Annotated in this window: 14 protein-coding genes; 7 read left to right on the forward strand and 7 right to left on the reverse strand. The window is 50.7% G+C overall.

The annotated features are described in order from the left end of the window. Positions 1-11: 11 nt before the first annotated feature. From ACEVJL_RS05965 to ACEVJL_RS05990, 6 genes are all read right to left on the reverse strand, one after another. Positions 12-890, reverse strand: a complete 879-nt coding sequence (locus ACEVJL_RS05965; protein ID WP_374737184.1) for a branched-chain amino acid ABC transporter permease — start codon at positions 888-890, stop codon at positions 12-14. A 178-nt stretch (positions 891-1,068) separates the two neighbouring features. Next, the gene (locus ACEVJL_RS05970; protein WP_374737185.1) at positions 1,069-2,262 is read right to left on the reverse strand and encodes an ABC transporter substrate-binding protein; all 1,194 of its coding nucleotides are present in this window, start codon (positions 2,260-2,262) and stop codon (positions 1,069-1,071) included. Between the two features lie 129 nt (positions 2,263-2,391). Continuing rightward, positions 2,392-3,819, reverse strand: coding sequence for an amidohydrolase family protein (locus ACEVJL_RS05975; RefSeq protein ID WP_374737186.1), 1,428 nt, complete (start codon positions 3,817-3,819; stop codon positions 2,392-2,394). Between the two features lie 36 nt (positions 3,820-3,855). Continuing rightward, positions 3,856-5,214, reverse strand: coding sequence for an allantoinase AllB (gene allB / locus ACEVJL_RS05980; protein WP_374737187.1), 1,359 nt, complete (start codon positions 5,212-5,214; stop codon positions 3,856-3,858). A gap of 38 nt (positions 5,215-5,252) precedes the next feature. Then, entirely contained in the window at positions 5,253-6,044 is a 792-nt protein-coding gene (locus tag ACEVJL_RS05985) for a sugar phosphate isomerase/epimerase family protein (protein ID WP_374737188.1), read from the reverse strand. Positions 6,045-6,610: 566 nt separating this feature from the next. Further along, positions 6,611-7,324, reverse strand: coding sequence for a GntR family transcriptional regulator (locus ACEVJL_RS05990; protein ID WP_374737189.1), 714 nt, complete (start codon positions 7,322-7,324; stop codon positions 6,611-6,613). Positions 7,325-7,472: 148 nt separating this feature from the next. On the opposite strand from ACEVJL_RS05990, the gene ACEVJL_RS05995 reads away from it, so the two are divergent. The 7 genes from ACEVJL_RS05995 to rbr all read left to right on the forward strand — a co-directional run bounded on the left by ACEVJL_RS05995 (position 7,473) and on the right by rbr (position 16,464). Next, complete coding sequence (locus ACEVJL_RS05995; RefSeq protein WP_374737190.1) at positions 7,473-8,465, forward strand: phosphoglycerate dehydrogenase; 993 nt, start codon at positions 7,473-7,475, stop codon at positions 8,463-8,465. 106 nt (positions 8,466-8,571) lie between these two features. After that, complete coding sequence (locus tag ACEVJL_RS06000; protein WP_374737235.1) at positions 8,572-10,083, forward strand: FGGY-family carbohydrate kinase; 1,512 nt, start codon at positions 8,572-8,574, stop codon at positions 10,081-10,083. A gap of 24 nt (positions 10,084-10,107) precedes the next feature. Next, complete coding sequence (gene araD / locus ACEVJL_RS06005) at positions 10,108-10,806, forward strand: L-ribulose-5-phosphate 4-epimerase (protein ID WP_374737191.1); 699 nt, start codon at positions 10,108-10,110, stop codon at positions 10,804-10,806. Positions 10,807-10,826: 20 nt separating this feature from the next. Beyond that, positions 10,827-11,867, forward strand: a complete 1,041-nt coding sequence (locus ACEVJL_RS06010; RefSeq protein WP_374737192.1) for a hypothetical protein — start codon at positions 10,827-10,829, stop codon at positions 11,865-11,867. Beyond that, positions 11,864-12,730: an L-ribulose-5-phosphate 3-epimerase gene (locus ACEVJL_RS06015; protein WP_374737193.1), complete on the forward strand. Its 867-nt coding sequence runs from the start codon at positions 11,864-11,866 to the stop codon at positions 12,728-12,730. The genes ACEVJL_RS06010 and ACEVJL_RS06015 overlap by 4 nt, the downstream gene beginning before the upstream one ends. 15 nt (positions 12,731-12,745) lie before the next feature. Next, a complete protein-coding gene (locus ACEVJL_RS06020; RefSeq protein WP_374737194.1) occupies positions 12,746-13,756 on the forward strand; it encodes an NHL repeat-containing protein in 1,011 nt (336 codons plus the stop codon). 617 nt (positions 13,757-14,373) lie between these two features. After that, positions 14,374-16,464: a rubrerythrin gene (rbr, locus tag ACEVJL_RS06025; protein WP_374737195.1), complete on the forward strand. Its 2,091-nt coding sequence runs from the start codon at positions 14,374-14,376 to the stop codon at positions 16,462-16,464. Positions 16,465-16,606: 142 nt separating this feature from the next. On the opposite strand, the gene ACEVJL_RS06030 is transcribed toward rbr, so the two are convergent. Next, a complete protein-coding gene (locus tag ACEVJL_RS06030; RefSeq protein WP_008982140.1) occupies positions 16,607-17,287 on the reverse strand; it encodes an RraA family protein in 681 nt (226 codons plus the stop codon). Between the last annotated feature and the right edge of the window lie 66 nt (positions 17,288-17,353).

Below are 17,353 nucleotides of genomic sequence, written 5' to 3' on the forward strand. Positions count from 1 at the left end.
CCAGTCCCCCCTTAAATCTTTTCGCCCTTACTCTTACCCATCAGACCGAACGGACGGAAAATCAAAATCACGATCATCAGGGAGAAGGAAAACACATCACGCCAGGCGGAAGACACAAAGCCAGTAATCATCGTTTCCAGGACACCCAGCAGCAAAGCGCCGATTACGGCACCGGGCAGGCTTCCCAGGCCGCCGATCACGCTGGAGATAAACGCTTTGTTGGAGATCGTTCCCAATGTGGGGTATACGGCATATTTCAGTCCGAAAAACATTCCCGCAAAAGCAGCCATCACGCCAGACAAAGCAAATACAATCAGAGAGATCACATTTACGTTAATACCCATCAGCCCAGCAGTTTTGGTATCCACAGAAGAAGCTCGAATCGCAATACCATACTTGGACTTGTATAGCAGAGTCCACAACAGAAGCAACAGGATCAGTGCTACGATCGCGGAGCAGATATCCAGCTTAGCAATGGACACATTTCCAAATTTAACGGATCCTACCAAGAACTCAACACTCAACGGACGAACGTTGGTGCTGAACAGATTGACGCATGTATAGGTAAGGATCAAATCCACACCCATGGCTGCAATCATCAGAAACAGCCGGGATGCGTTTTTATTTCTCATGGGACGATAAGCAACCAACTCGGTTACGACAGAAATAACGATACCGCAGACCAAAATAATAGCCAGCGCTACAGGAAGCGGTAAGCCAAAATAAGAAATCGCAAAGAACGATGCATAGGCACAGCACATCATCAAAGAGCCAAATGCAAAGTTTGTAAAGTCGAAAATACTGTAGATCAGTGCATATCCTACGGCCAGCAATGCATAGATACTGCCAATGGATATACCGGTGATCAGCTGCTGTATAATTGAAGCCATTGCAGAAGCCCCCTCCCGGACAAGAAATTCATCAGCAAAAACAGGATTTGTGGTATAACGACAAAATTCCACACATTATCGGTCTAATTTCCTTTTTAAGTGTGCTGCCCTTCCACGTTGGAAGGGCAGCACATCTCATCATGTCTCGACACTTACCAATGGGTATGTGGTCTCAAAATCAACCCTCGGGAGTGTACTCCTTGTAGAACTGATACTCACCGTCCTGAATGGTCAGGATGGAGACCGGCTTGTTGTGGGGGTTGTGAGTTTCAGGCTCCATGGTCATCGTGAAGGTAAACAGAGGTGCATCCTTCATATTTTCCAGCTGATCGCGAATGGAAGCGGGATCTGCAGAGTTGCCGGCAGTGATGGCATACTCGGCAGCCATCATGGCGTCCATGCCGTACAGAGCATAGATGTTAGCACTCTGATCCGTATGCTTCTTATTAAAGGAAGCGTAGTACTCATCATACTGGCCGCCCATGTCGTTTACACCGTTGGAGAGATAGCACTTGCCGTCCAGCAGGTCGCCCACATTCTCCAGAAGCTCGTTGGAGTACACGGCATCACCAAACAGCCAGGTAAAGTCCAGCCCCAGATCGCTGGCCTGCTGCACCATAAAGGCAGCATCCTTATAAGCAGTACAGGGGACGAATACGACCTCTACGCCGGCATTGGCCAGATCAGTCAGCTGAGCACGGAACTCCACCTCGCCAGCACGGTAGCCCAGCTGCTTGGCGATCTCGCCGCCCAGGCTCTCGTACTGCTCAGCAAAGTAAGAGGACAGGCCCTGAGCATAGCTGTCTTCCAGAGGAGCCAGAGAACCAACTACGGGAGCACCCAAATCATTGTAAGCGAAGTCAGCCAGAGCAGTACCCTGATACGGATCGATGAAGCAAACACGGAACACATAGGGCTGTACATTACCATTGTCATCCACAGTGACCGCCTGGTTGGTGGCGGACAGGGAGATCATAGGAACGCCCGCCTCATTCACCACAGGAGCAGCAGCAATCGCGTGCGCACTAGAGGTAGGACCAAGAATAACATTCACTTTGTCGCTGTAGCACAGCCGGTTGACAATATTAACGACCTCTTCGTTTTTACCCGCGTTATCATAGGCAACCAGTTCCAGCTGCTTGCCCAGCAGGCCTCCCTGAGCGTTCAGCTCTTCGATGCGGTCCTCGATGGCGTAACGGCCAGCCATGCCAATGTATCCATCGGCAGAGGACATATCGCTGAAGTAGCCGATTTTAATGGTATCTCCGGAACCACTTCCGCTGCCGCTACTGCTGCCACCGCCGGAACTACCGCAGGCCCCTAAAGAAACTACCATTGCAAGAGCGAGAACTGTGCTTAGGATCTTTTTCATCTTTATCCCTCCTGTTTTTGTATCTATAAAATCGGGAGAGGCGGGGGTGCGGGGGTTCCTTATTTCCCGATCTTATATTTGGTTTTTGTTCTGCTTTGTAACGGGAATTTTCCGCTACTGTAAAAACACTTAATAGTATCCTTCGCTAGTCATCCTAGCCAGCGGAAGATCTTTGGACCATTCGTTTTGGGCCAATTCTCCGGATATGCGCTCCGCCGACTGGTTAGCCTTTTGAATTACCGTCTTTTCGTCTTCGGTCAAGAGAACATGATTTTCTACCACTACCTTACCATTCACCATGACCAGTTCCACCTCGTGCCCTCGAGCAGAATACACCAGATTGGGAATCAGATTGCGGATGGGGAAGGTGTAAATGGGGTTCAAGTTTGGATAGGACAGGTCAATCATAATAATGTCAGCCAGCTTGCCTGCCTTTAGCGATCCAATTTTGTCATCCATCATCAGTGCTTTAGCACCCTCAATGGTGGCCATCCGAAGCACCTTCCAGGCCGGCATCTGTGTGCCATCTTGTGTAGCGTGCTTGGTGGACAAAGATGCGCACTTCATTTCTCCGAACATACAGGTGCTGTTATTGGCCTGGTCAGTAGCCAGAGCAACTGTACCGCCATACTCAGCATACTTTCTTGCCGGCGGCAGCGAGCCATCTACCAGCATATTGCTTCCCATGCACAAGACCATGGCAGTACCAGACTGTGCCACTGTACGTATCTCATCATCGGTGGCGCAAGTCAGGTGAGCGGCAATCAGTTTGGGCCCCAGATATCCAAGTTCTTGGAGCAACTGAGTCGGCCTGCAGCCGTTGCGCATCATACACTGCCGGTTTTCACCATTACTCTGGGACAGGTGTGTATTAATTCCGACTTGGTACTTATCTGCACAAGCCTTGATCTCCTTTAGCAGCTCCACGGTGCAGTATTCCACCGTGTGCATACCAAATCTGCAGGTGATACGTCCCTCATGGCTCTGATGGTACTGTTCCACCAGTTTGATATTACTTTCCAGCTTCTGATTTCCCACTGTGCTGTCCAGCGGAAGCAGTTCATCGGGAGAAATCCCAATGGTATCCTTGGGCATCTCATTGATCATATCACTGACACAGGCTCTTGCACCCAAGTCAATATAGTTCTGAACAATAGAGGACATGGGGCTGTAAAAATCACCGAAGGTCGTAGTACCCGCTTTCAGCGCCTCAATAATATTCAGCCGCGACCCGATAACATAGTCCTCATCCTGGGCCAGGCCAAGCAATGGCAATATGCCGTGGATGCGCCAAATATCGCCCGGAATATCCTGCGCACAACTACGAACGATTACATCACCGGTATGAATGTGGGCATCTACAAACCCAGGCATAATAGCCTTTCCGGCAGCATTGATATATCGGTGGGCAGTGTATTCTTTGAGCACATCCTCGCTTTCTCCAACTGCGACGATCTTGTTCCCCTTTACTGCTACTGCACCATTGTTGATAATCCCTGTTCCCGGACCTTCCATGGTGATGACAAAACCACCGTGAAAAATTACATCAACATTCATTTCTACCATCCTGCTTTCTTTTGTAGGGTGGTGTTTTTATCGGCGGCGGATAAACTCTCCGTAGCCATCCGGCACCACAATTTCTGTGCCGTTGTACACCAACTGCCCCCGCACATAGGTAGCAGCAACCTTGCCCTGGAAGTTCATCCCCTGGTATACGCCCTTCGTACTCTTTGTTTTGGAGAAGGACTTCGCTCCATCGTAGACCCACTGGACATTCGGATCTACCAAAACGATATCGGCATCTGCTCCAGGCAACAGATTGCCCTTGCGAGGATACAGCTGGAACATTTTAGCGGCATTTGTGGACATAAGCTCCGCCAAACGACACCAGCTCATGCCTCGCTTATGTACGCCCTCGGTAATCATGGCCGCCAGCGTTGCATCAAAGCAGCCAAAACCGCAGAACTCCTTCCAGAAATCACCCTGCTGAACCTTTTCTTCATCTGTGAACGGTCCGTGATCAGAGCCCAGCACATCTACCGTTCCGTCCAGCACATAATCCCAGAGCTTATCCACGTATTCCCGGCTACGGAAGGGAGGTGTGCATTTCGCAAAGGATTTTTTCTCTCTGAGAATCGTCTTATCGAAAATCAGATAGTGGGGACAGCTCTCCACATAGACGTGCACACCTTCACTCTTGGCCTGCTTCAAAAACTGCATGCCCTGCGGAATGGTAGTGTGGCACACTTCCAACCGTGCACCGGTCACCTTAGAAAAAAGAACTGCCCGCTGGATTGCCTCATATTCCGTCCACCAAGGTCTGGCTTCATCAAACATCGCCTCATCCTGGCAGCCCATTTGGGAAAACCGGTCGCATCCCATAGCGGCCACTTCCGCATTTTCTGCGTGCACACCAATGAGTCCGTCAAACTCTTTTACCAGCTTCATTCCTTCCACCAGATACCCGTCGGTGATCTGGGGATACTCCTCGGTGGCAAAACACATAAAGCCCTTATAACCAACACAACCCAGTTCATTCAGCTCAGGCAGCTTGTCCAAATTTTTGGGGTTAATACCGCCCCACAATGCGAAATCCACCACCGAGTGTTCATTCGCAGTGTTGTACTTTGCTTCAAACCCCTCTTTCCCCAGCACAGCAGTACTGGGAAGAGGCATATCTGCGATCGTGGTAATTCCTCCGGAAGCTGCACATCGGGAACCATGAGCCCAGTCCTCCCGATAATTGAAGGGACCTGGATCTGTCATATGGACATGGGTATCAATCAGCCCAGGAAGAACCATTTTCCCTTCTGCATCCACTATCGTGCATCCTTCCGGAGCCGGTGTGCCCTCAAAAATACCAGCAATCTTTCCCTCTTGAATCAGCAAAGATGCTTTTACTACCCGATCTGGTAAAACAACATTACCATTTTGAATCCAAAGTGATTCCATGTGAGCTATCCTCCTTCTTTCCTCTTCCTAAATGGTACTCAGCAAATTGCAACTTGATAGTTCGGTGCACTGACTTCCTTTAATACATGGTAACTTTCCGCCAGCAGAGCTGGGATCATCTGAGTCATACCACACTCAATAGCAATCTCACCTTGATAGCCTAACTCCTGCAGCATCTGCAGGTAGGGCAAATAGTAGTGGATATTCCCTCTCGTCAGTGGGTAACGTCCGTTACTCGCATGTGCAATATGAACCATCTCTATCTTGTCCATGGCAGGCAGCACCGCTGCCGGATCCTCTCCCATCATCCACGCATGATAGATATCATAAATCATACCTAAGTCATTGCAAAGCTGAATAAATTGGAAAGTATCTTTTGTGCTGTTAAGTACATTTGTCATCTGGCTGCAGATGGGCTCCATCAAAATTCGAATCTGATACGGCTTGCAAATCTCTGCAGCACGGCACATGCATTCCAGCAGCTGTTCGTCAGCCAACTTTCTTGGGAATTTAGAGGGAATCTTTCTGGAGAGAGGCGCCCCAATCCCAATTTGCGTAATACCAAGCTCTGCTGCTCGTGGGGCCAAGTTAGAAACGTACTGCTCCACCTGCCCCAGTTTGTATTCCGGTCCACACAACTTCAGTTCCGGAGGACAAAAGTCATTTAGGGACCGACAAGTTAAATGAAAATGATTCAAGGTACGGGACAATCCCTGTATCTGCTCTTGTGAGCTGCGTTCCAGTTCACTGGCCGAGAGTACCACGCGGTCAAATCCGCATTCTGCAACAAGCTGACACAGGGAGGCGGATGCACAGCAGCTAATATACATTGCTCTCACATCCTCATGACGATTATACATTCTTCCAGTTCGGTATTGTTAATTGAATACAATTTTGTTTTCAATCCACATTGTAGCAGAATGATAAGAAATGTCAATTCTCTTTTTCTTTTTTTGTTGGTTTCGATATACTCTTTTGATCTAATTTGAAAATCAAATTGAAAATTCGCGTTTAATTTCTTTTTTATTTGCAGAATTTAGCGAAATATGTTGCAAAATCCTCTTTTTATTTTGTCGTCGCTTTACACAAAATCATAGCTCTTTTTATATTTTTATTGCTCCTTTAATCCAAAAATGTCAGATTCAATAAATTGCAGCTTGTTTATTTGGCGCTTTTGTCCCCTCTTTGTTTCTTGCTTTTCGCTCCAAAAAATTGTATATTAAATTGTATTCAATTTTGAGTTTAATTTAGGGCCGCAGCAAATTCGCCTCATTTTAAAGGTTATATTTGCAAATACGGCCCTAAATACAGCTACATTTCGTTCTAATTCAGGTTTATTTGTTGTGATTTTATATGTGAGTGCTTTTTTAAATTAAAATCAAGAAATCTAACAAATTCACAGTCGATGTTCCTGCTTGTAAATATTTGTAATATGCGCCATAGCAAGATTAAACTGCGGATTGTACTGAGGACTGGAGAGTACTTCCTTGAAATTGTTCTCACTGCGGTCCAGATGGATTGTCAAACTCTCCACACTGGCTTGACGATCGTTATCCATCAGTGCTTGATAAATGTTTTTATGCTCCTCCCGCGCCTCTTCCATACGGGATGGCACTATAAAGCTCAGCCATCTTGCACGATAAATTTGAAGTCTCATTCGATTTGAAATCTCAGCCAAACGGCTATTGTTAGCCATTTCCATAATCTCTCCATGGAACAAATCATCGTACTGATAATTCTGAAGCGCATCCGTTGTGCTCTGCAGCTTTTTATAAATATCGGTCAATTTATTTCTTTGAGTTGCAGTGCCTCCACCATTATCCAGCAAAATATTGACCGCCGCTATTTCTACAGCCTTTCTTACCTGACAGATTTCAACTATGTCCGTTAAAGTCATTGGCGCCACTTGTGCACCGGTGTCGGTAGGAACAATCAAGCCATCGCTGGTCAGCATAAAAATTGCTTCTCGGACTGGTGAGCGGCTCATATTCAGTTCCTGGGCCAGCGCATGGTCCGATACGGCAGCTCCCGGAGGAAGTTCAAAGCTGAGTATCTTCGATTTGATATATATATAAGCCTGCTTGGACTGAGGTCCTTTTCTCCGTGCCATGTCCATTACCTCCCTGCAGCTTTTAGTTCATTTCTTAAGATAGTATTCAATATAAAACACAATTTGTCAATATTTGCTTCTGCTGCAATTTTCCAATATTTTTCAAGTTTTTTTGCAGAAAGCATGAAATAAAGAAAGGAAGATCACCATGAAAAAAATTGTGTCCTTCTTCGGCGAACCCTCCCCTGTATTCGATGCTCTAAACCAGCAAGCAAAGGAGTATGCGGCACAAAAAGGGTTTGATTACAGCTGGGTCCCTCAAAAGCCTTTTGACCAGGACGCTGTAATCCGTTGCCTTCAGGAGTCCGACATGGGACTTATTGATGTCGAACCCTATGGAGAAGAAATTTTTAGCGCCATTGAAGGCAAGTGCCCTCTGTTGGTTCGTTTTGGTGTCGGCTTTGACAAGGTAGATCTGGCCGCCGCCAGCCGCCATGGGATTGCGGTTGCACGGACTACAGGTGCCAATGCCAGCGGCGTGGCGGAAATGGCCTTGACTCTGATTCTGGCCTGCCGCCGTGAACTCCAGCCTAACCGCCACCGCTGCATTGAAACTGGCCACTGGGATAAGTATATTGCCAACGAAACCGCAGGCGCTACTATCGGCATCCTTGGTTTTGGTGCCATCGGCCGCTTGCTGGCCAAACTGATGCTGGGGTTAGGCTGCACGGTAATCGCTTACGATCCCTATCCCAATGAAGCTTTGGCCCGTGAACTTGGTGTGCGCCTGGTAGATTTGGATGAACTGTTTACTACTGCTGACGCCATCAGTGTACATGTCCCATATAGTGCAGAAACCCATCACATGGTCAATGCCGAGCGTTTGGCTCAGATGAAACCGACTTCTGTGATTGTCAATACAGCCCGCGGAAACATCATCGATGAAGACGCCCTGTACGATGCCCTGAAGTCAGGACAGATCCGCGGTGCAGGTTTGGATGTTTACGCAGTCGAACCGCTGCCCGCAGACAGCAAACTGCTGGAGCTGGATAATTTGATTCTCAGTCCCCATTTCTCCAGCCAGACCGTAGAATCCCTCTGGAACACCTATAAAATGGCCATCGACATTACTGCCGACTTCTATGATGGCAAGGATTCTCCTCATATTCTTAACCCTGACTACAAGGCTGCTAAAAAGTAACCTTCCCGGCTTTTGGTGGACTTGGAAGGGGCACAGCTCCTTCCAAGTTCCCAAATCCCTATACCCACTCACCCAATGAGAACAATTTCACATGAGGAGTGATTTGATGGCTCGATATTTAATGGGGATTGATAATGGAGGGACGGTAATCAAAGCTGCTCTCTACCGGCTGGATGGGAAGGAAATAGCTGTCGCCTTCCAACACACCCCTGTATTTTCCCCTCAGCCTGGGTATCAGCAGCGAGATATGGAAGAAGTGTGGCAGAAAAACTGCGCCTGCATCCGCCAGGTTTTGAAACAAGCAGCCATCTCTCCAGAAGAAGTAACCGCCCTTGCTGTGTGCGGCCACGGAAAAGGATTGTATCTCTGGGGAAAAGATGGGCGCCCTGCCTATCCTGGAATCGCTTCTACCGATAACCGAGCATGGTCCTACCCAGGGCGTTGGAAAGAATCCGGTATTTTCAGCCAGCTTTACCCCCAACTCTGCCAGCAGCAATTAGCCTGCCAGCCTTCTGCCCTGCTGGCTTGGCTGAAAGATCACGAACCCACAGTTTATCAAAATATCCAATGGGTCTTTTCTATTAAAGATTACATTCGCTTCCGTCTCACCGGCACCGCCCTAAGTGAGTGCACCGATCTCTCCGGCTCCGGACTGATGGATGTAAAAAATCAATGTATCGACTCTCAACTGCTGCGGACACTGGGCATTGAGGAGGCAGCAGAAATGATCCCTCCCCTATGTCGCTCCTTTGATCTGTGCGGCCAGGTCACGCCAGAGGCCGCCGCTCTGACCGGCCTTTGCCCTGGCACACCAGTAGCAGGCGGCATGTTCGATATCGACGCCTGCGCAATCGCTATGGCCGTGACCTCTCCAGATCAGCTCTGCACCATTACCGGCACATGGAGCATCAACGAATTCATTTCCACACAACCCAAGCTCGGCACAAAGGTAGCCATGAATTCTCTGTACGCTATCCCCGGCTACTACCTGCTGGAAGAGTGTAGTCCCACCAGCGCGGGTAACCTGGAATGGAATCTGAAACAACTGGCCGCCGGTCTTGATCTGCCCCAGGGAGAGTCTCTTTACGATGGCGTTAATCATCTGGTGTATTCGATCTCGCCAGAGGACTGCCAAGTCTATTATCTTCCATTTCTTTATGGTTCTAATGCCCATCCACTTGCGAAAGCCAGCTTTTTAGGGCTGACATCCTATCACACCGCCGCCCATATGCTGCGAGCTGTGTTCGAGGGGGTTGCCTTCTCACACAAGGTACACATCGATCGTCTTCTGACCGCTCGTCAAGCGCCATCATTCATCCGCATGGGCGGCGGCGCAGCAAATTCTGCAGTCTGGTCTCAAATGTTCGCCGATGTTCTGAACCTGCCTATTCAGCAGGTTTCCGGTGTACGGGAGTTGGGTGCTCTTGGCTGTGCAATGGCCGCCGGAGTTGCAGCAGGTATCTACATCGATTACTCTCAAGCCGCTCAGTCAATGGTACGCATGGGAACACCTATTCTTCCAGATCCGGACCGACATGCAATTTATCAGGCTAAATTTGAAACTTATCAGGCAATCTCTTCCGCTTTGGACACCATTTGGGATCGTTTTATTGTCTGATTAGAAATATAAGGAGTTGTTTATATGCTGGAAGAACTGAAAAAACAGGTGTGTGAGGCAAATTTGCTTCTGCCCAAGCACGGCCTGGTCACCTTCACCTGGGGCAATGTGTCCGGTGTAGACCGGGAGAAGGGTTTGATGGTCATCAAGCCCTCCGGCGTGGAGTACGACAACATGAAGCCGGAGGACATGGTGGTAGTCAGTCTGGAAACTGGCGAGCGGGTGGAGGGCAAGTGGAAGCCATCCAGCGACACCGATACCCACGTGGCCCTCTATAACGCCTTCCCCACTCTGGGCGGTATCGTCCACACCCACAGCCGCTGGGCTACCTCCTTTGCCCAGGCAGGCAAGGGGGTATCTGCTATGGGCACCACCCAGGGGGATTATTTCTATGGGGAGATTCCCTGCACCCGGAAAATGACTCCCGAGGAGATTGCCGGCAAGTATGAGCTGGAGACGGGCAACGTCATTATCGAGACCTTCCATACCCGAAATATTGACCCGGCTCAGGTTCCGGCGGTCTTGGTCCACAGCCATGGTCCTTTTACCTGGGGTACGGATCCCTTCAACGCGGTACATAATGCGGTAGTGTTGGAGGAGTGCGCGTTCATGGATTTCCATGCCATGGCCCTGACTCCCGGGCTGCCTCCCATGCAGCAGGAGCTGCTGGACAAGCACTATCTGCGCAAACACGGCCCCGGCGCCTACTATGGACAGCGTTGATCTGCAAGGAGGAAACACCCATGAAATTTCAAAAGCAGCATCTTTGTCATCTCCCTTGCTGTTATGCTGTGTCGCCGCTGATGCAGGATGGCCGCTTGAAGTATGTACTGGCTACTGATGATATTGGGCCTTGCTACTGTATTGATGCTCAAAGTATGGAATGTGAAACCGTATGGCAGGAGCCTGGTGGAACCATGTCTATCGTTCCTCTGCCGGGGACCAATGGAGACTTTTTAGCCACACAACTGTTTCTTCCTAATTTTTCCGCACTTCACGCCAGAATTATGCGTGTCATGCGGATCAATGGACAATGGCAGCAGCAGCTTTGGATGCAGTTGCCCTATGTACATAGATTTGACATTCTTCAACGCGGAGGCCAAAACTATTTCCTTGGCTGCATTCTTTCTACCACAGATCAAGAGCAGGCTGACTGGTCTAAACCAGGAACTCTGGTCGCTGCTCCTATTAATACTGATTTCACTCCACCGGCTCAACTGGAAACCATCGCTGTGGGTATGAGCCGCAATCACGGCTACTTCCGTGTAGAGCGTGAGGACTACTCTATGTGCTACACCGCCTGTGATCAGGGCGTCTTCCAAATTACTCCTCCGCTACATCCGGGCCAGCCTTGGGAAATAGAAAAGCTATTGGATGTTCCCGCTTCCGATGTAGCCGTGTGCGACCTGGACAACGATGGCGAGGAGGAGTTGGCTGTCATTCAGCCCTTCCATGGCAACGAGTTCGTTATTTATAAAAAATTCGATGGCCACTATCAGGAAATTTATCGCTATCCCACGCCCGTTGACTTTCTCCACGCCATCTGGGGCGGGTCTCTGTGCGGAGAAAATGTTTTTCTTGCCGGATGCCGGGCGCTGGACAAGGAATTGTTCTTAATCCGATGGACTTCTCAAGGCCCAAAAGAAGTAGTCATTGAACGCGGATTTGGTCCCAGTAATGTCGCGGTCTTTGGGGATGGAGAAACAGACTATGTCCTAACCGCGAACCGTCAAAAAGATGAGGGTGCCTTATTTACAGTGCGAAAGGAGGAGCGTACATCATGAAGGCTTACCGTCTTGGACTGTATGAAAAGAGCATGCCAAATACGTTATCTCTGCCAGAAAAATTAGCAGAGGCAAAAAAAGCAGGCTTCGATTACTTGGAGCTATCCATTGACGAGTCAGACGAAAAGCTGTCCCGTTTGGACTGGGGACAGGAAGAAATTGAAGCTCTCTGCAACGCTCAAATTGAACAGGGAATCCCTATTGGCTCCATCTGCTTGAGTGGTCATCGGAAATACCCTCTTGGCCACCCTGACCCCGAGGTACAAAAGCAAAGCCTTCAAATCATGGAAAAAGCCATTCAGCTTGCCTCCCGTCTTGGTATCCGACTGATTCAACTTGCGGGTTATGATGTCTATTACGAGCCTTCCAGTCCGCAGACCCGTGAAAATTTTGCTAAAAATTTAGATATCTGTGTTCAGATGGCTGCTCGCGAAGGGGTGGTCTTGGGTTTTGAGACCATGGAAACCCCATTTATGAACACCGTAACCAAGGCCATGTATTGGGTCAATCAAATTCATTCTCCTTATTTGCAGGTCTACCCGGACATTGGAAATCTGACCAACGCCGCCGTTCAGTACGAAAGCGATGTATGCCAGGATCTGCAATTTGGCGCAGGTCACATTATTGCTGTTCATCTAAAGGAAACGACCCCAGGTGTGTTCCGGGAAGTTCCTTTCGGGACAGGCCACGTAGACTTCGATACGCTCGCTCCCTTGACACATCGCTTAGGGGCATGTATGTTCGTAGGTGAGTTTTGGTATACCGGGCAGGAAAATTGGAAAGAAATTTTGCGGTCTAACAACCGCTTCTTAAGGAGCGCTCTGGATATGGAATCTCCTGTACTGCAGCCGTGTTTAGTATAAAAGGAGGGCAATTTGATGAAACAAATGCGCGGAATCGCAAACCGTGATGCATCTACGAAAACAGTATTTACTTCCGGCTCGTTTACCTATGAATTGATCCCCGATTATGGCCGTTTTCCTGAAGGCTATGAATTTACTATGTACCCCAGCGGCTGTTGCGACAAAGAAGACAATCTATTTTTGACCTCCCGCAATTTACAACATCCCATTGTTATGCTGGATGCCCAGGGAAATTACGTAAAAGATTTTGGCAAAGGATTGTTCCAAGAAACTCATGGAATCTGCGTAACTCCCCAAAACACCCTCCTATGTCCTGATACAGCATTGCATGTGGTTCGGGAGCTGACAACGGACGGAGAGCTGCTGCGAGACCTGGGCAACCTGGGCGTCCCCAGTGACAGCGGCTATGATCCGAATATCTGGCGCAAGCTGCAGCGCCAAGGCAAGCTGATCCCCACTGACGTCGTGTTTGATAACAACTGGGCCTTTAGCCTTGGACTACAAAGCATTAAGCGCGCCGCACCACCCTTTAACCGTCCCACTGGTGTGGTGGTTGGGCCTCAGGGTGATATTTTTGTCAGCGACGGCTACGGAAATGCTTCCATTCATCGTTTCTCTCCCGATGGTACTCTTCTAAAGACCTGGGGTGGCCATGGAGACGAACCCGGAAAATTTATTATCCCTCACTGCATTTGGTGCGACCGCCTGGGCCGTCTATGGGTCGGCGATCGTGAAGGGAACCGAGTCCATGTGTTCAACGAAAATGGCGAGCTCCTTGCCTATTTGGAGGATAACCTGTACCAGCCCACTGAAATCTGGGCAGACAACGATTATGTCTATATTGCCGAGCGAGGCGGCGGCGTGACCATTGTCAATATGGATCTGGAAGTAGAGGCACAGATTGGATTTTATAATTCTCCAATCCGCGCCCATGGCATGTGCGGGAACTCTAAGGGTGACCTATTCTTGATGCCCTTGACCACATACGACCGCCATTATCTTATGAAGCTGGCTCGCATTCGGTAAGCGTTCATTTTCTACCATCTTATCAACAAAATACGCGGCAATCATTGAAATTGATTGCCGCGTATTTTGCTATTTGAGGGTCTATTAGTATAAATATTATCCTAATTTTTTCTCAACAAACACCTGCGCATACGCAAGCACTTTCAAATTTTCTGATCCCATCCTTTTATGACACTTCTACCTTAAGTTTTCATAAGATAAGCCTATTTCATTGACACGCGCAGAATCAATTAGATATACTGAGGCATCTATCTAAAACAGCATCTTATGCGCTTTCTGCAGGCCATACAAAGCCTGTACCCGACGCCCAATTATCTCTCTGTTTTACAAAGGAATCCAAACGACCATCCTTCCCCGGTGAACAATGTTTTCCAAGGCTGCTTACATAATTTTTTCCCATAGACGTTTGAGATAAATCTGCAGCCTTGAAGCAAATTTCTCTATGCCTTTTTAGGTTGGTCTGATTTTGTTTTGACTTCTTATCGTTTATTCTTATAATAGAATTAGAATAATTATAAAAACAAGCATTTCCTTGTTGAATACATCAAAGAGAAGTTCTCCATCCGTCGTGGGTGCGGCATTTCAGCCGCGGTATGCCCCCATGACGTGTTGGAACCATGCAGGGACCTATCGTAACAGAAAGGAATGTGAGGAAACTGAAACATCTACCCTTATCCGTCCGCGTCCCCATTGAGGAGGACAACCCCAGCATCGTGCGCTGGGAAGAAAAGTGTATCCGCTGCGGCATGTGCAAGGAGGCCTGCACCAACCTGATGGGCGTGCTGGGCACCTACTCGCTGGAGGAAACCGGCGGGAAGGCGGTCTGTATCTACTGCGGACAGTGCGCCAATGTCTGCCCGGTGGATAGCATCACCGAGCGGGACGAATGTCCCCAGGTACAGCAGGCCATTGCCGACCCCAACAAGGTGGTGGTGGTCAGCACCTCTCCGGCGGTTCGCGCCGCTCTGGGCGAGGAATTCGGCATGGAACCCGGCGCCTTTGTGGAGGGCAAGATGGTAGCCCTGCTCCGCGCTCTAGGTGTGGACTATGTGCTGGACACCAACTTCGCCGCCGATCTGACCATCGTAGAGGAGGCCAGCGAGCTGATCCGCCGAATCACGGAAAAGGATCGCCCCCTTCCCCAGTTCACCAGCTGCTGTCCCGGCTGGGTACACTTTACTGAGATCTATGCCCCGGAACTGCTGCCCCATCTCTCCACTGCCAAAAGCCCCATCGGCATGCAGGGTCCCACGGTTAAGACCTACTTTGCCAAACAGATGGGACTGGATCCCCGGCAGATCGTCCACGTCACTCTGACTCCGTGTACGGCCAAGAAATTCGAGGTCCGGCGGGAGGAGATGCACGCCGCCGGCGACTACCACGGCATCCAGGAAATGCGGGACACCGACCAGGTCATCACCACCCGGGAGCTGGCCCGGTGGGCCAAGGCCGCCGGCATCGACTGGACCGCTCTGGAGGACTCCGCCTACGACTCCCTGATGGGCAAGGCCTCGGGAGCCGGCGTGATCTTCGGCAACACCGGCGGCGTGATGGAGGCTGCCCTGCGCACCGCCTACGCATACCTCACCGGCCAGAGCGCCCCGGAGTCCCTGCTGCAGCTGGACCCGGTGCGCGGGTACGATGGCGTTCGTGAGGCTCAGGTGACCATCGGTGATCTGACCCTTCAGGTGGCTGTGGTGTACGGCACCGCCAACGCCCGCCGCTTCCTGGAGCACATGAAGGAAAGCGGAAAGCAGTACCACTTTGTGGAGGTCATGGCCTGTCCGGGAGGCTGCATCGGCGGCGGCGGACAGCCCAAGGATCTGATGAAAAATGCCGACGAGACCCGCAAGAGCCGCATTTCGGCCCTGTATCAGCGGGACGGCTCCATGACGCTGCGCAGCAGCCATGAAAACCCGGAAATCAAGGCTGTCTATGAGGCCTTCTATGGTCACCCCCTCAGCGAGCTGGCGGAACAGATGCTGCATACGACCTACTACGACCGCAGCGATATCAGAAAAAGAAAGGACGAAAAACCTATGAATAAGTGGAAATGTAAGATTTGCGGCTATATCTATGAGGGCGAGACCCTGCCCGAGGACTTTACCTGCCCCCTGTGCAAGCAGCCCGCCTCCTCCTTTGAAAAGCTGGAGCAGGCCCCTGCCAAGGGCGGCAGCAAGTATGCCGGCACTCAGACTGAGAAAAACCTGGAGGCCGCCTTTGCCGGAGAGTCTCAGGCCCGCAACAAGTACACCTATTTCTCCACGGTAGCCCAGCAGGAGGGATATGAGCAGATCGCGGCCCTGTTCCGGCAGACCGCGGAAAACGAGATGGCCCACGCCAAGCTGTGGTTTGAGGAGCTGGGCGGCCTGGGAGACACCGCCCACAATCTGCTCCACGCCGCCGAGGGTGAAAATTACGAGTGGACGGACATGTATGACGGCTTTGCCAAGACCGCCGAGGAGGAGGGTTTCCCCGAGCTGGCCGCCAAATTCCGCCTGGTCGCTGCCATTGAGAAGCGCCACGAGGAGCGCTACCGCGCCCTGCTGCGCAATGTGGAGACCGCCCAGGTCTTTGAGAAGAGCGAGGTCAAGGTTTGGGAGTGCCGCAACTGCGGCCACATCGTGGTGGGCACCGCTGCCCCCGAGGTGTGCCCCACCTGCCGGTACAGCCAGAGCTTCTTCGAGATCCACTGCGAGAACTACTGATTTTTTCAAAAAACCGTTAACAACAGCACCCCTGTGGTCATCCCACAGGGGTGCTGTTATATATATTCTTGAAAAACGCGGCGAAGGGCCGGCATAAAGCCGGTCCTTCGCCGCCGGGGGTATATGGTTGATGAGAGGGGAATCAGTCCACGTACTCTACGCCGATCTGCTCCAGGATCTGGTCCACGAAGGGACGGGGGAAGCCCTTGCCGGTCTTGATGCCCTCCAGCTGGCCCTCCTCCTTGACCTTGACCGCCTTGGCGGCCTTGGCCAGCTCTTCCGCGTCCTCAGGCTTGATCACCAGGATGCTGTCGCCGTCGCCCACCAGGATGTCGCCCGGGCAGATGACCTGGCCGCCCACGCTGACGGGGAAGTTGATTTCGCCGGGGCCGTTCTTATAGGGGCCGTTGGGGATAACGCCCTTGGCATAGACAGGGAAGTCGGTGAACTGAGCCAGCTCGTCCCGGTCACGGACACAGCCGTCGATGATGAAACCGGCGATGCCGCGGCTGCGGGCATAGGTGGCCATGATCTCACCGCACAGGGCGCGGCTCATGCTGCCGCCGGCAGCGATGACCAGCACGTCGCCGGGCTGGGCCAGATCCAGGGCCTTGTGGAACATGAGGTTATCACCGGCGGGGCACTTTACGGTAAAGGCGGTGCCCAGCAGGGGAGAGGAGTTCATGGGGCAAAGCTCAGCCTGAACGGCGGAGAGACGGTTCATGCAGTCGTCGATGTTGGCCACGGGAATGCCGCGGAAAGCCTCCACCAGGCTGCGATCGGGACGAACGATATTCTTTTTAATTCTGCATCCAACTGCCATGATAAGATCCTTCTTTCAATACAATGATTTAAAGCGATTGAAATAACCGCGGATTGTGTGGTAAAC

It is taken from the genome of Flintibacter porci, from assembly GCF_041925195.1.
In the GTDB taxonomy this organism is placed as follows: domain Bacteria; phylum Bacillota; class Clostridia; order Oscillospirales; family Oscillospiraceae; genus Lawsonibacter; species Lawsonibacter porci.

Excerpts from the sequence above, each read along its gene's own strand:
- ACEVJL_RS05990 (WP_374737189.1), bottom strand. The coding sequence starts at position 7,324 with ATGGCACGGAGAAAAGGACCTCAGTCCAAGCAGGCTTATATATATATC.
- ACEVJL_RS05965 (WP_374737184.1), bottom strand. The coding sequence starts at position 890 with ATGGCTTCAATTATACAGCAGCTGATCACCGGTATATCCATTGGCAGT.
- allB (WP_374737187.1), bottom strand. The coding sequence starts at position 5,214 with ATGGAATCACTTTGGATTCAAAATGGTAATGTTGTTTTACCAGATCGG.
- araD (WP_374737191.1), top strand. The coding sequence starts at position 10,108 with ATGCTGGAAGAACTGAAAAAACAGGTGTGTGAGGCAAATTTGCTTCTG.
- ACEVJL_RS05970 (WP_374737185.1), bottom strand. The coding sequence starts at position 2,262 with ATGAAAAAGATCCTAAGCACAGTTCTCGCTCTTGCAATGGTAGTTTCT.
- rbr (WP_374737195.1), top strand. The coding sequence starts at position 14,374 with ATGCAGGGACCTATCGTAACAGAAAGGAATGTGAGGAAACTGAAACAT.
- ACEVJL_RS05995 (WP_374737190.1), top strand. The coding sequence starts at position 7,473 with ATGAAAAAAATTGTGTCCTTCTTCGGCGAACCCTCCCCTGTATTCGAT.
- ACEVJL_RS06020 (WP_374737194.1), top strand. The coding sequence starts at position 12,746 with ATGAAACAAATGCGCGGAATCGCAAACCGTGATGCATCTACGAAAACA.
- ACEVJL_RS06030 (WP_008982140.1), bottom strand. The coding sequence starts at position 17,287 with ATGGCAGTTGGATGCAGAATTAAAAAGAATATCGTTCGTCCCGATCGC.
- ACEVJL_RS06015 (WP_374737193.1), top strand. The coding sequence starts at position 11,864 with ATGAAGGCTTACCGTCTTGGACTGTATGAAAAGAGCATGCCAAATACG.
- ACEVJL_RS06000 (WP_374737235.1), top strand. The coding sequence starts at position 8,572 with ATGGCTCGATATTTAATGGGGATTGATAATGGAGGGACGGTAATCAAA.
- ACEVJL_RS06010 (WP_374737192.1), top strand. The coding sequence starts at position 10,827 with ATGAAATTTCAAAAGCAGCATCTTTGTCATCTCCCTTGCTGTTATGCT.
- ACEVJL_RS05975 (WP_374737186.1), bottom strand. The coding sequence starts at position 3,819 with ATGAATGTTGATGTAATTTTTCACGGTGGTTTTGTCATCACCATGGAA.
- ACEVJL_RS05985 (WP_374737188.1), bottom strand. The coding sequence starts at position 6,044 with ATGTATATTAGCTGCTGTGCATCCGCCTCCCTGTGTCAGCTTGTTGCA.